General features: G+C 63.1%; 16 protein-coding genes and 1 tRNA gene. 11 read left to right on the plus strand and 6 right to left on the minus strand.

Annotated elements, in window-relative coordinates; genetic code table 11:
* Positions 1-17: 17 nt before the first annotated feature.
* The 3 genes from F561_RS0113810 to F561_RS0113820 form a co-directional block, all read right to left on the minus strand.
* A tRNA-Glu gene (locus F561_RS0113810) sits at positions 18-92 on the minus strand.
* 219 nt (positions 93-311) lie between these two features.
* Positions 312-1,718, minus strand: a complete 1,407-nt coding sequence (gene lpdA / locus F561_RS0113815; RefSeq protein WP_019010560.1) for a dihydrolipoyl dehydrogenase — start codon at positions 1,716-1,718, stop codon at positions 312-314.
* A 111-nt stretch (positions 1,719-1,829) separates the two neighbouring features.
* On the minus strand, positions 1,830-2,519 hold the full coding sequence (locus tag F561_RS0113820) for a flavin reductase family protein (RefSeq protein ID WP_019010561.1): 690 nt from the start codon (positions 2,517-2,519) through the stop codon (positions 1,830-1,832).
* Positions 2,520-2,559: 40 nt separating this feature from the next.
* On the opposite strand from F561_RS0113820, the gene xseB reads away from it, so the two are divergent.
* The 6 genes from xseB to F561_RS0113845 all read left to right on the plus strand — a co-directional run bounded on the left by xseB (position 2,560) and on the right by F561_RS0113845 (position 7,006).
* Positions 2,560-2,841 carry an exodeoxyribonuclease VII small subunit gene (xseB, locus tag F561_RS0113825; protein ID WP_019010562.1) on the plus strand — a complete coding sequence of 94 codons (282 nt, stop codon included), beginning with the start codon at positions 2,560-2,562 and terminating at the stop codon, positions 2,839-2,841.
* 19 nt (positions 2,842-2,860) lie between these two features.
* The gene (locus F561_RS25505) at positions 2,861-3,574 is read left to right on the plus strand and encodes a 1-acyl-sn-glycerol-3-phosphate acyltransferase (protein ID WP_157451865.1); all 714 of its coding nucleotides are present in this window, start codon (positions 2,861-2,863) and stop codon (positions 3,572-3,574) included.
* Between the two features lie 141 nt (positions 3,575-3,715).
* Positions 3,716-3,868, plus strand: a complete 153-nt coding sequence (locus F561_RS28890; protein ID WP_157451866.1) for a hypothetical protein — start codon at positions 3,716-3,718, stop codon at positions 3,866-3,868.
* Positions 3,869-4,022: 154 nt separating this feature from the next.
* Positions 4,023-4,895: an ABC transporter substrate-binding protein gene (locus tag F561_RS0113835; protein WP_019010564.1), complete on the plus strand. Its 873-nt coding sequence runs from the start codon at positions 4,023-4,025 to the stop codon at positions 4,893-4,895.
* Positions 4,896-5,108: 213 nt separating this feature from the next.
* The gene (locus F561_RS0113840) at positions 5,109-6,077 is read left to right on the plus strand and encodes a FecCD family ABC transporter permease (RefSeq protein ID WP_019010565.1); all 969 of its coding nucleotides are present in this window, start codon (positions 5,109-5,111) and stop codon (positions 6,075-6,077) included.
* Positions 6,078-6,250: 173 nt separating this feature from the next.
* A complete protein-coding gene (locus F561_RS0113845; RefSeq protein ID WP_026298910.1) occupies positions 6,251-7,006 on the plus strand; it encodes an ABC transporter ATP-binding protein in 756 nt (251 codons plus the stop codon).
* Between the two features lie 10 nt (positions 7,007-7,016).
* Here F561_RS0113845 and F561_RS0113850 read toward each other — a convergent pair whose 3' ends face one another.
* Positions 7,017-7,793: a hypothetical protein gene (locus F561_RS0113850; protein WP_157451867.1), complete on the minus strand. Its 777-nt coding sequence runs from the start codon at positions 7,791-7,793 to the stop codon at positions 7,017-7,019.
* A 45-nt stretch (positions 7,794-7,838) separates the two neighbouring features.
* Positions 7,839-8,723 carry an EamA family transporter gene (locus F561_RS0113855; RefSeq protein WP_019010568.1) on the minus strand — a complete coding sequence of 295 codons (885 nt, stop codon included), beginning with the start codon at positions 8,721-8,723 and terminating at the stop codon, positions 7,839-7,841.
* Between the two features lie 75 nt (positions 8,724-8,798).
* Here F561_RS0113855 and F561_RS0113860 point away from each other — a divergent pair, with 75 nt between their 5' ends.
* From F561_RS0113860 to F561_RS0113880, 5 genes are all read left to right on the plus strand, one after another.
* Positions 8,799-9,155 carry a (2Fe-2S) ferredoxin domain-containing protein gene (locus F561_RS0113860; protein WP_026298911.1) on the plus strand — a complete coding sequence of 119 codons (357 nt, stop codon included), beginning with the start codon at positions 8,799-8,801 and terminating at the stop codon, positions 9,153-9,155.
* Positions 9,156-9,351: 196 nt separating this feature from the next.
* A complete protein-coding gene (locus F561_RS0113865; RefSeq protein ID WP_019010570.1) occupies positions 9,352-9,759 on the plus strand; it encodes a Fur family transcriptional regulator in 408 nt (135 codons plus the stop codon).
* A gap of 168 nt (positions 9,760-9,927) precedes the next feature.
* Positions 9,928-10,617 carry a hypothetical protein gene (locus F561_RS0113870; RefSeq protein WP_019010571.1) on the plus strand — a complete coding sequence of 230 codons (690 nt, stop codon included), beginning with the start codon at positions 9,928-9,930 and terminating at the stop codon, positions 10,615-10,617.
* Between the two features lie 79 nt (positions 10,618-10,696).
* Positions 10,697-11,374, plus strand: coding sequence for a MarC family protein (locus tag F561_RS0113875; RefSeq protein ID WP_019010572.1), 678 nt, complete (start codon positions 10,697-10,699; stop codon positions 11,372-11,374).
* A gap of 81 nt (positions 11,375-11,455) precedes the next feature.
* Entirely contained in the window at positions 11,456-12,046 is a 591-nt protein-coding gene (locus tag F561_RS0113880; protein ID WP_019010573.1) for an HNH endonuclease, read from the plus strand.
* Positions 12,047-12,179: 133 nt separating this feature from the next.
* Here the strand turns inward: F561_RS0113880 and rdgB are convergent, their stop codons facing one another.
* A complete protein-coding gene (rdgB, locus tag F561_RS0113885) occupies positions 12,180-12,833 on the minus strand; it encodes an RdgB/HAM1 family non-canonical purine NTP pyrophosphatase (RefSeq protein WP_051096931.1) in 654 nt (217 codons plus the stop codon).
* Positions 12,834-12,884 lie beyond the last annotated feature (51 nt).

The raw sequence follows: 12,884 nt of genomic DNA on the forward strand, positions 1-12,884 counted from the left end.
GAGGCGGAGGTTTAGGTTGGTGACCCCAACGGGATTCGAACCCGTATCGCTACCTTGAAAGGGTAGTGTCCTAACCGTTAGACGATGGGGCCACACCACTTCAGTTTGCTCGGCGTTCTACAGAGATCAGTTTGATCCATGCATGAAGCTTCGCTGACTGCCTCTCAAGGCGTCCTTTCGGACAGGCGGAACTATAGCGTTACCAGCGAGGAAACGTCAACCCCACCCCGCGAAAAGACACAATCTGGGCGCGGGCCATTCGGATTTCGGGGCCATAAAGTCCCTGTGTTCCGAACAGCCCGCCGCCCGCTTTACATGTGCAGGGCGCGTTTGTCGGCAGCCAGGGCCGCTTCCTTGACCACTTCACTGAGGGTGGGGTGGGCGTGTACGGTGCGGGCCAGATCTTCGCTGCTGCCGCCGAATTCCATGATCGCCACCGTTTCCCCGATCAGTTCGCTGACATTTGGGCCGACCATATGCACGCCCAGCAGGCGGTCCGTCTGGGCATCGGCCACCACTTTCACGAAGCCGCGAGGGTCGCCGTGTCCGAGGGCGCGTCCGTTGGCACTGAACGGAAACTGTCCGGTCTTGACGGTGTGGCCCTTCTCCTTGGCCTGCTTTTCGGTCAGACCGGCCCACGCGATTTCGGGGCTGGTATAGATCACCCACGGAATCACGTCGTAATTGACGTGTCCGGCCTGCCCGGCCAGCATTTCGGCCAGTGCCACGCCCTCTTCCTCGGCCTTGTGGGCCAGCATCGCGCCGCCGATCACGTCCCCGATGGCGTAGATGCCCGCCAAGTTGGTGCGGTAGTGGCTGTCCACCTTCACGAAGCCGCGTTCATCCAGCGCCAGCCCCACGGCGTCGGCCCCCAGCCCAGCGGTATGCGGCACGCGGCCAATACTGACGATCAGCTTGTCGAACTGCGCCGTCACGGTCTGGTCTTTTTCGGTGTAGGTCACAGTCACGCCCGCGCCGTCTTGCTGCACGTCCGTGATGTTCACGCCGAAGTGGAATTCCAGCCCCTGCTTCTGAAACTGCTTGAGGGCTTCCTTGCTGATCGCGTCGTCGGCGGCCATCAGGAATCCGGGGAGGGCTTCCAGAATGGTGACCTGTGCGCCCAGACGCCGCCACACGCTGCCCAGTTCCACGCCGATCACGCCCGCGCCGATCACGCCCAGCTTGGCGGGGACTTCGGAAAATTCCAGTGCGCCGCTGTTTTCCACGATGTGGCCGCCAAACGGGGCCAGCGGCAGTGCGCGGGGGCTGCTGCCCGTCGCCACGATCACATGCTTGGCGTGCACTTCGGTTCCGGCGGCATTGATGACCCAGCCTTCGCCCTCTTGCCGCACCAGTTGGCCCAGCCCGTGAAACGAGGTGATCTTGTTTTTCTTGAACAGGTAGGCCACGCCGCCCGTCAGTTTGTCCACGACGCCAGCCTTGCGGGCCAGCATCTTGGAGAGGTTCACGCGTGCGCCGTCCACGTCGATGCCGTGATCGGCGGCGTCGTGCTGGATCATCTCGAATTTTTCGGAGGAATCCAGCATCGCCTTGCTGGGAATGCAGCCCACGTTCAGGCAGGTGCCGCCCAGACTGCCCTTGCCGTTGCGGGTAAATTCATCCACGCAGGCGGTACGAAAGCCCAACTGCGCGGCGCGAATCGCGGCCACATATCCTGCTGGGCCGCCGCCGATGACCATCACGTCAAAAGTATCCATAACCACCCCGGAGCCTACCACCCGGCTCTCATGCAGATGGTGGCGCGTTCCTGTAACGGGGACAGAACAGGTCTTCTCTGGAGCATTTCCCGACAGCCCACCCTTTACAACCTATTGCTGCTTTTCCCAATCGCTGTAACTGACCCGGTCTATGACGAACGTTTCCCGCGTCAGGGCGTAGCTGCCGCGCCCGCCCATGCGCCCGATCAGGTCCAGTGCGCCTGTATCCACGTGGTGGCGTTCGGCGTCCTGCACGGCGTCGGTCCGCAGGCTGAGGCCCAGAACCACGCCCAGAATGATGCGGGTGCGGCCAATCAGGATGGTCTGCACTTCGCGGCATTCCAGCGCGGCGGGGCTGGCGGCCACACGCGGCACGCGCACCTTGATGCCGTCTGCCAGCGGCACGTTCAGCGCGTGAGCCTCGCCCATGCCATGAGGAAAGTCGGTGGCGGTGGCGTTCATGGTGGTCGCCAACTCCGCCGACACCAGATTGACTGTGAATTCGCCGCCCGAGCCGATATTCAGCGCGGTGTCTTTGGGTACGCCATCGGCGCGGTCTCCGGGGGCAAAGGCCACCACGGGCGGATCGGACCCCATCAGGCCAAAGAAGGAATACGGCGCGAGGTTCACGTGCCCGCCCTCTCCCAGCGTGCTGACCCAGGCGATCGGGCGAGGCACCACGACGCCCGTGACCAACTTGTAGCAGGCAGAGGCGGGCAGAGAGGTCAGGTCGAAGTGGGTGAAGTCCGGGGCCGTAAAGTTCGGGGGTGTAGATTCTGGCGGCGTGGGGCTTTGTGACATAGATTTCAGCCTAACCTGCTGCGGCGCTAGAATCTGGCCTATGCCTGACGTTTCTGCCGCTCTCAGCTACCGCGACGCCTACGCGAAATTGTCGCGTATTGCCGCCGAACTGGAATCGGGTGAGGCCGACCTTGACCGCGTGCTGCCGTTGCTGGACGAGGCCAAAGCCGCCTATGCCGCCTGTGTGGGGCGCATAGAGGCGGTGCGGGCGGTGCTGGCCGGAAGCTGGGGCACCGAACTGGTCGGAATTCCCGAGACCCAGAGCGGGGAAGACCCTGACGCAGATGATGAAGAGAGAGATGAGGAAGACGAAACCGCCTAGCGCGGGTATGCTGCCCCTTATGAGCGACTCCGCCCCTTCTTCTCATTCGGGTGCCGACAGATTCAGTGCCGACACGGCCCGCTCGGAGGCTGATTCTTCAGCTTCGGCCCACACTTCATCTTCTGCACCAGCCACCAAGCCCAAGGAAGCGGAACTGGCCCCGGTGGTCAATCCCCGCGTGTACCGGTTCGTCGTGGATATCACCTACCTGCCCGTCCTGCTCAGCGGAATGCATCTGGAGGTGCATGGGCGCGAGCATGTGCCGCCGCCCGGAACGCCGCTGGTGGTGGCGGCCAATCACCGTTCCGGCCTCGATCCGTTTCTGATTGCCCGCGCCTTCCCGCCGGGGCGCTACATGCAGTTCATGGCCAAAAAAGAACTGTTCGGGCCGATCACGGGGCCGCTGATCACGGCGGGCGGCAGCTACCCGGTAGACCGCACCATCAGCGACGTGAAGGCCGTGCGAACCAGCGTGCGAATCCTGGCAGCGGGCGGCACGGTGGGCATTTTCCCCGAGGGCACACGCGGCGGCGGAGAACTTCACGGCGGCGTGGCCCTGATTGCCGCCAAAGGCCGCGCCCCGATCCTGCCCGTGGGCATCAGCCGGGTGGGGCGGCGCTGGATCGTGCGCTTTGGCCCGCCCATCCCCTCACGCGGGGGCATCAAGGCCCTGACTGTGGAAGTGGGCGAGCGGCTGGCAGAGTTGGCGCAGCCGGTAGGAGAGAAGATTTAAGGGGCAGAAAAGGCCGTCTGGGGGTTAGGGGTCTGAGAAGGGCAATCGCTGGCGCTCACTGTCCCAGCACCTTGGACCCCTGGGCAGCCCCCTCTCACCCGTGCGCCGTATACTGCCCCGGATAGGCGTGGGGGAAGTCCGGTGACTGCTGAGCAGTTGGCATGGTCAACAAATCAGCACAGTCCGGCACTGTCGCGCAACGGTAAAGCCCTGATTTCTATTGGCGGCAAAGTCCGAACACCCTGCCTGTCCCTGCCCCGCGCCGAGTGTCAAGACCCCGATGTCAAGACATAGTGCGCGGGCATGCGGCCACACCTCTCGCGGAAAGGAGGGACGCTTTAGGGCAAGGCTCCCATGTGTGGGAAGCGGCCCCGGACGTGTTCACTTTTCGCCCCCATGTCGGGGCGTTTTTTATTCTGCGGAGGATTGCCCATAAGGGAGATCCACCATGAAGATGATTTCAGCTTTTGCTCTGACCTCTGCTCTGGCCCTGTTTGCCTCGGCTTCGGCGACCACCTACCCCATCACCATCACCGATGATCTGGGCCGCAAAGTGACCCTGAAGGCCGAACCCAAGCGCATTATCAGCGTGTTGCCCAGTTCCAGCGAAACGCTGTGTGCCATCGGCGCGTGCAGCAAATTGGTCGGCGTGGACGACTACACCGATTATCCCCAGCAGGCCGCCAAATTGCCCAAAGTGGGCGGCCTGTACAATCCCAACATAGAGGCGATGGTGGCCCTCAAGCCCGATCTGGTGCTGATCAGTCAGTACGGCAAGCTGGCCGAACCGCTGACACAGGCCGGAATTACGGTCATTGCCATCAATCCCGAAACCTATGACGAAGTGTTCGGCAAAACGCTGCTGCTGGGCCGCCTCGTGAACCGCGAAGCGCAGGCCAAAGCGCTGGTGCTGAAGATGCGTCAGGACATTGCCCGGATCGAAATCCTGACCAAAAACGTGGTCAGAAAGCCTACCGCCTATCTGGAGATTGACCCCACGCCGTATTCCATCGGCCCGAATTCGTTTATGGGTGTGCTGCTGACCAAAGCGGGCGCACGCAACATCATTCCGGCCAGCATGGGCGACTTTCCCAAGGTCGATCCCGAATTTATCGTGAAGGCCAACCCCCAACTGATCCTGGGTGTGGATGCCAAAACGGTGGCTGCCCGCCCCGGCTGGAACACCACCTCCGCAGTCAAAACAGGCCGCGTAGTGGCCCTGCCCGCCGGACTGGACACGATCCTGTCTCGCCCCGGTCCCCGCCTGCCCGAAGCGTTGCGTGGACTGGCGCGGCTGGTTCACCCGGAATTGTTCAAGTAAGGGGTGGTGGTCGGAACGTGGATTGTGGAACGTGGGAAAAGCGGGAAGGGCCATTCAGAGATGATGTGCTCACACGCTTTTTCCACTAACCACCGACCACTTACAAAAATCCTCTTCCAAACCTCTGCTTCAATCCCCTCAAGGAATAAGGTGCTCTCCACGATCCACGATCCACGATCCATTCCCCCGCCCCGGCGCTTGCTGCCGCGCACATTGGCGCTGCTGGCTGTGCTGCTGGCGTCTATCGTGTTGGCGGTGGGCCTCGGCAGCGTGTTCATTCCTCCCAGCGAGGTCTTGGGAGCGCTGTGGCGCGGGCTGCTGAGCCTCGGCAGCGGGGCCGAACTCAGCGGAAACGACATCATCGTGTGGCAGATTCGGCTGCCCCGCGTGGTCATGGGCCTGATTGTGGGCGCGTGCCTCTCGGTCTGTGGGGCGGCCTTTCAGGGCGTGTTCCGCAATCCGCTGGCCGATCCTTACCTGCTGGGCGTCGCCAGTGGCGGGGCGCTGGGGGCCACCGTGGGCATTGTGGCGGGCTGGCCCCGCTCCAGCATTCCGCTGTCGGCGCTGGCTTTTGCCCTGGCAGCGGTAGGCACCACCTTGGCCCTTTCGCGGGAGGGGCGGCGCTTTCCGCCCACGCGCCTGATTCTGGCGGGCGTGGTGGTGGGCAGCGTCCTGAGCGCCTTTACCACCTTTCTGATCCTGCGCGGCGAAGACCGGGCGCGGCAGGTGCTGGCCTACACGCTGGGCGACCTCGGATTCAGCGGCTGGCGCGATGTGGTCACGGTGCTGCCCTACGCGGTCATCGGCTGCGGCGTGCTGATGGCGCTGGCCCGTGCGCTGGATACCCTGCAACTGGGCGACCTGACCGCCCGCAGCCTCGGCGTGCCCGTAGAGCGCCTGCGTCTGCTGGTGGTGCTGGCGGCCAGTGCAGCCACAGCGGCGGCGGTGGCTTATGTGGGCATCATCGGGTTTGTGGGGCTGGTGGTGCCCCATCTGGTGCGGTTGGTGTGGGGTGCGGGCCACCGCGTGTTGCTGCCAGTCAGTGCCGTGGCGGGCGCGGCCCTGCTGGTGCTGGCCGACCTGCTGTCGCGCACCACCATTCTCAGTCAGGTGGGCGTGGTCACGACCCTGCTGGGCGGCCCGTTCTTTCTGTGGCTGCTGGCGCGTGGGCGCAGTGACTGAGGGGGAGGAAGGGCGTCTGGGAGTCAGCAACGTGATGGCCTTTGCCCTGCCTCTTTTCCCCCAAAAGCGAGGTGACTGAAATCCAAGACATCCAAATCCAAGTAGCTCAGACCCCAGAACCCCAAACCGCAGAACCCCAGAGCCTAGAACACCAGACCCTCGAAGCCCGCGCCCTGCACGTCCGGGCTGGAACATTCGCCGCCGTGCAAGACGTGAATGCCACCTTTCCGGCGGGCGTATTTACTGCCGTTATTGGCCCCAACGGTGCGGGCAAAAGTACGCTGCTGCGGGCGCTGCTGGGCCTGAGTACCCCCGAACGCGGCGAGGTGCGCTTGCTGGGGCGCAGGCTGGCAGACTGGCCCCGTGCAGCGCGTGCCCAGACGCTGGCTTATCTGGCGCAGGGAGAAGGACTGCCCGACACGGCACAGGTGCGCGATGTGGTGGCACTGGGTCGGGGCGCGGGGGCGTGGCGCTGGGGCCTGATTCCCACCCGCCCCTGGACGGACGCCGACGAACTGGCCGTCACCGACGCCCTGACCCGCACCGATACCCTGAGGTTTGAACACCGCCGCGTGTCCGAACTCTCGGGCGGGGAACGGCAACGGGTGTCGTTGGCCCGTGCGTTGGCTTCTCAGCCCCGGTTCCTGCTGCTGGACGAACCCACCAACCACCTTGACCTGGCCTACGCGCTGGACGTGGTGCGCTACGTGCGCTGCGAAGTCGCGGGCGGCCTCGGTGTGGTGGCCGTGCTGCACGACCTGAATCTGGCTGCCCGTGCCGACGCCCTGCTGCTGCTGCATGAGGGCCGTGTGCTGGCGGCTGGCTCCCCCGCAGAGGTGCTGACGCCGGCGCTGCTGCACACCGCCTACGGCATTCAGGCGCAGGTCCTCCGGCATGAGGGACGGTTGGTGGTGCTGCCGCAGGGCTAGGGCAAGCAATTCAGTCTGAAGAAGCGACCCGCAGGACAGAGCGCCGGAAAAGAGTGCTCTGGATGGCGTGGTTTCGGCATTTCTGAAAAGGCACATCCGCCAGCCAGTCGGATCGGAAGTCGTTTTGCCTGTCGGTGTTCAGCACTATTTCCCTGGACTCTTGAGGCCCGAAGGCGGTCAGATCGGCAGAAAAAGAGACGGCCCTGTGCGCCTGAGCGGACCGCTGGTCGCACACCAATTCAGCTTTGAACTGACCACCAGACACCTGAAAGCCCGTGGCGTTTCTGAGCTGTGCCTTGATGACAGGTCGCCCTGTTCCAAGTTGTAGGGTCGATGACAGCCATTCAAATTCTATCGGCTCTTCCTCGGTATAGATCTCAGCAATGTTCAGGCGTTCCGAATTTTCTGGTTTAGCGTTATCGGTAGAGAGAATCAGATATTTCGTTTTGTATGTAAAATCTGAAATCCAATCTTTCGGAAAATGAAAACTGATGCTGTTTTTGTCATATTGAGGCTGGCCGATTAAATGGGAAGTATGGTTGAAAGTATTGAAAAGAATCAGATTTCGGTAATCTTTGACCCGAACAGAGTCAGGAAAGACCAAGATGGTAGAAGTCAGAGGCAGCTGCCTGACAAATCTCCGGGCAACACGGTGCCATACGTCATCCGGTGGCTCAAGCTGAAACATCTGAATCTGTGGGTTAGTCGGAGTCTTCTTCCTGGCCTGACAGCCGATCAGCAGAGGTGGGCAGATCAGTAGGACGATAGAAACCCATTTGAATGGCATGTCAGTTAAGAGTTTAGAGACTCTGGAAGCTTAAAGAACAGATTCTTACCCCTGCACCGCCCGCCAGCGCCCCAGCCACACGCCGCCGAAGACATGCACGATCAGGCCCACGAACACCAACGCGGCTCCCAGCAATTTCAGGGGCGGAAAGGTCTCCTGAAAATACAGGGCGCTGCTGACCATGCCGAACACGGGCACCAGCAAAGACAGCGGCGCGACCCGGCTGGCCCCGTGCTGCTGAATCAGCCAGTTCCAGATGCCGAAGCCCAGCACCGTATTGAAGTAGCCCATGAAGGCCACCGCCAGCCAGAAGCCGGGGCCGCTGTGCGTGAGGGTGCGGCCCACCGCGTCCCAACCGCTGGTGACGCCCGCCAGCAGGGTGAGGGGAATGGGCGGAATCAGGGCCGACCAGACCACCAAGCTCAGCATGTTGGCGCTGCCCGCCGCCCTGACCAGAATGTTGCTGATGGCCCAGCCGCCCGCCGCCACCAACACCAGCACAAACCCAATCGGACTGGTCTGATGGTCGGCCAGCAACCCGATCACACCCATGCCCGTGAAGGCCAGCGCCATGCCCAGCACCTGATTTGGCCCCAGCTTTTCTCGCAACAGGGCCGCCGCCAGCAGGGCCGTAAAAAAGGCCTGCATCTGCATCAGCAGGCTGGCGAGGCCCGCGCTCATGCCCAACTGAATGGCGAGGTACAGCAGCCCGAACTGCACCACGCCCACCGCCAGGCCGTAACCCACCAGCAGTTGCCAGCGCATCAGCGGGCGCGGCACAAAAAATACGGCGGGCAGGGCAGCCAGAGCAAAGCGCAGCGCGGCCACCAGCAGCGGCGGCGCGTCGGTGACACTGAGCTTGATCACCACAAAATTGACCCCCCAGATGAAGGTAATCAGGAGAGCCAACAGCAGACTTCTGGGGGGCATAGGCCCAATCTACCCGCCCCAGATTGAAAGCAAGCAGGCCAATCCAGTGCGCTTTGGTCTGTAGCCTAGGCATCTATGTCCGGTTCCTCTTCGTCTGGCCCCCTTTATTTTTCCACCCGTGGACACCTGTTGGTCTGTCAGGGCCAGAGTTGTCAGACGCGGGGTTCTGCGCTGCTGCACCGCGCCCTCTGGAATGCCCTGGAGCGCGAGTCTCTGGCCTACTACAAAAAGGGCGGCAGCGTGCGCCTCACCGAAAGCGGTTGCCTCGGCGCGTGCAGCTACGGCCCGACCCTCTGTGCCTACCGAACCAAACCCGAAGGCGGCCTGGAAGAAGGCTGGTACGCCGCCACCGACCTGCCGCAAGCCCTGAACGTGGCCCGCGCCATCCATGCGGGCGAGGCGTTGCCGGAGGGTGGGAAATATGGGCCGTAGAGCGCTGACGCGCTGTAAGTGGGGAGTGGTCAGTGGTGAGTGAGAAAGGCGGGCCTGTGCTGTGGACTGAATCTTCTTGGCCGCTCTACAGCTTCAAAAATAATCTAAATGCTCCTTTCCGCCTGCGCTTTTTTCACTGGACGCTACCCACTCGCCACTTACAGTCCCTCGGTGTCCCATTTGCTATCCTCGCCCCATGACGATGGTGCGGCAAACCCGGCAGCGGCAGGCGGTAATCGAGGTTCTTCGGGCCTCGCGTGCCCACCCTGACGCGGCGTGGATTCATGGACAGGTGCGGCAATCGCTGCCCAGCGTGAGCCTCGGCACCGTGTACCGTACCCTTGACGCCCTCGTGCGGGACGGCGTATTGCTGACCATCGAGCGTGCTGGTCAGGCCACCCGCTACGATTACAAACACGGCGGCGAGTACCACCACCACGCGGTTTGCCGGGGCTGCGGCGCAATTTTCGATGTAGACGCGGCGGCCATTCCCAGTATTCCGGCGGCGGCATTGCCCGCAGGCTTCGCGGTCACAGAAGTTCGGCTGGAATTTATGGGTGTGTGTACGGCCTGCGCCCACAAAGCCGCGTCAGACAGTCTCTGACTTCGGGACGCTCTGGGCCATGGGCCACGAACCCGCCCTCCAATCCCGCTGGATGACGGGCTGGCGTGGTCTTTCTGGAGTTCTGGACTTGGTGGCGGCAGAGTTTTCTCTGCCACGCATCTGGCGTTCTGCCTCTTTGTCCCCGCCCCGCCGCGCTAGCCTCAGCGCATGAGTCTGCCGCTTTCCCCTGCCCCCAATGAATTTCCGTCCTACCGTGCGGCGGAATTTCTTCCGGCCTTTTTGCTGGGATGGGGACTGGGCGCAGCGCTGGTTTTTGGCGTGCGGGCGCTGGGCGGGGCCTTGCTGCCCGATCCCTGTCAGGGCCATACTCTGCTGGCGCTGCTGCTGCCGCTGCTGCTGGGGCCGGGTGGACTGGGCTTTACGGCCCTCAACTTCCGGCGGCCCAGACGGGCAGCGCTGGGGCTGGGGCTGGTGGTGGCCTCGCTTCTGCCTGCCCTGTCAGTCGGAGCGCGGGATATCGGGGCGCTACGCGGTACGGGATGTGCAGGCGGCTATGTGGTGCTGTCTGTGGCCGGTGGCCCCAACGACCGCAGTTCATCTATCAGTACCCTCAGCCTGCGCGTGGGCGAGTCGCGCACCCTCACGGGCCGGGTCGGTGGCTACACGCCCACCACGCATCCGGGCCTGTTTACGCTGGCCGCCGAGAGCGATACGCCCGGAATTACGGTGCAACTCTCCAAAAAGCAGGTCAGGGCAGGCGAGCAGTTTCCAGTGCAGATCAACATCAAGGAGGGCACTGGCGTCAATACCTATACGGTGGGCGTGCAGGCCACCCAGACGGTGAAGGGCCAGTCGGTGGCTGCGGTGGGCACCCTGGAAGTCAACGCCCGTCCCTGAAGGTCTGACAGCGGCACATTGATCTGAAATTGATCTGGGGTGACGCTTCCGTGACGCCCGTCAGAGTACGCTACAGGGCGTGAACGTGGCCGAACTCTCCAGCATCAGCTTGCAAACCTTCCTGACCATGCTGGTGGTCATGGATCCCATCGGCCTCGCCCCCATTTTTATCGGACTGGCAGGCAACCGCCCCGCCTTCGAGCGTCGGCGGGTGGCGCTCAAAGCATCTGTGGTGGCGGGCATCATCATTTTACTGTTCGGGCTGTTCGGGCGTGCCCTGCTGGAGCATCTGGGCATCAGCCTGAGCGCCTTCCGGGTGGCGGGCGGCATCCTGCTGTTTCTGATCGCGCTGGACATGGTTTTTGCGCGGCCCAGCGGCAGCAAGGAAACGCCCGAAGAGGAACAGGAAGCCCAGGAACGCCAGGACATCAGCGTGTTTCCGCTTGCCATTCCCCTGATCGCTGGCCCCGGTACGCTCGCCAGCATCATGATTTTAGCCAGCGACGCGCACGGCGACGGCTTTTTGCTGAGTGCCGTCTTTGTCGTCACGTTCGGCGTACTGCTGCTGTGTTACCTGGCCCTGCGGTTGTCGGGCCAGATTGCCCGTCTGATCGGCCTGACCGGAGTGCATGTGGTCACGCGGGTGCTGGGCGTGCTGCTGGGCGCACTGGCCGTGCAGTATGTGGCCGATGGAGTACTGGAATTCATGCGCGGCGGCCTGAAGATTACTGGTTTGGAACTGCTGGGACTGGCCTGATCCCGCTTCCCTTTCCCGCGCTTGGTGTAAGCCACAGCTAAGCCACCCGGCGCAACAATTGGCTTACAGCCGCGCCGTATTATGCAAGGCATGAACACCCCGACGAGTGTGATCAAAACCGTGAATGGAGGAGAGGAAGCAGCGAGGCCGCCCGCCCGCGTTGCGCCGGATCTGAACGCCCCGCGTGTGCTGGTGCTGAACGCTTCCTACGAGCCGCTGCATGTCACGAGCGCCAAACGCGCCATTACACTCGTGCAGTACGGGGTGGCCGAGGTGCTGGAAGACAGTGCGGATGTCGTCAGGTCGCCCAGCACCACCATCAACGTGCCCAGCGTGATCCGGTTGCGCCGCTATGTGCGCCGTCCCCGCGTGCATCCAGTGCCCTTCAACCGCCGCAACGTGCTGCGCCGCGATACCTTTGCCTGTCAGTATTGCGGCTCGCCCGACGATCTCACGCTCGATCACGTCATGCCCCGTTCGCGTGGCGGGCGGCACAACTGGGACAACGTCACCACCGCTTGCAGGGTGTGTAACCAGCGCAAGGGGAGCCGCACCCCCGACGAGGCCGGGATGCACCTACGCACCCGGCCTCGTGCCCCAACGTTCGGCGTGTACGCGCATGGGCAGTTCGCACACTGGCAGCCGGGGTGGGCCAAGTACATCGGGCAGTGAAACTGTGAGTGGGTAGTGGTGAGTGGGAAAAGATAAAAAGAGTGGACTGCACACAGAATGTTGGTGCAGTCCACTCTTTTTAATCTCTTGACCTTCCCACTGACCACTTCCTACTCACCACTTACAGTTTTTCCTACTCCAGTCGCGTCACTTCCCGCTCCGGCTCCCCGGCCCGGTGCGCTTCCATCAGCGCGGCCAGTGCCCGCCCCCGGTGACTGATGGCGCGTTTTTCGGCCAGGCTCATTTCGGCCAGCGTGCGCGTTTCCCCGTCGGGCACGAAGAGGGGATCGTAGCCGAAGCCGCCCTCACCGCGTGGGCCTTCCAGAATCACGCCGGGCACTTCTCCCCGGTAGGATTCGAGGTGGCCGTCCGGGTAGGCCAGAATGACCACGCTGACGAACTTGGCGCGGCGGTTGGTTTTACCGCGCAGGCGCTCCAGCAGGTACATGTTGCGGTCCAGGTCGCTGGTGCGGTTGCCGTAGCGGGCCGAATACACGCCCGGTTCGCCGCCCAGGGCCTCCACTTCCAGGCCGGAATCGTCGGCCAGCGCGGTGCGGTTCATGGTAATGGCGGCGGCGCAGGCTTTCATGGCGGCGTTTTCTTCGTAGGTCACGCCAGTTTCTTCGGGCATCGGGAAGGCTCCCATGCCGTCCATCTGCCAGTTCAGGCCGCCGAGGGCTTCCTCAATCTCGCGCACTTTTCCGGCGTTTCCAGTCGCAACCACGACTCGTTTGCGGGTGGGGGCAGTGGGATTTCCAGTGGGACGGGAGTTGGCGTCGTTCGTCATCTCTCCGAGTGTAGGCGAGGCAGCCCCTCCTCCGCGTGAAGTTTCGTGATC

Origin of the sequence: Deinococcus aquatilis DSM 23025, from assembly GCF_000378445.1 — a bacterium.
Classification (GTDB): domain Bacteria; phylum Deinococcota; class Deinococci; order Deinococcales; family Deinococcaceae; genus Deinococcus; species Deinococcus aquatilis.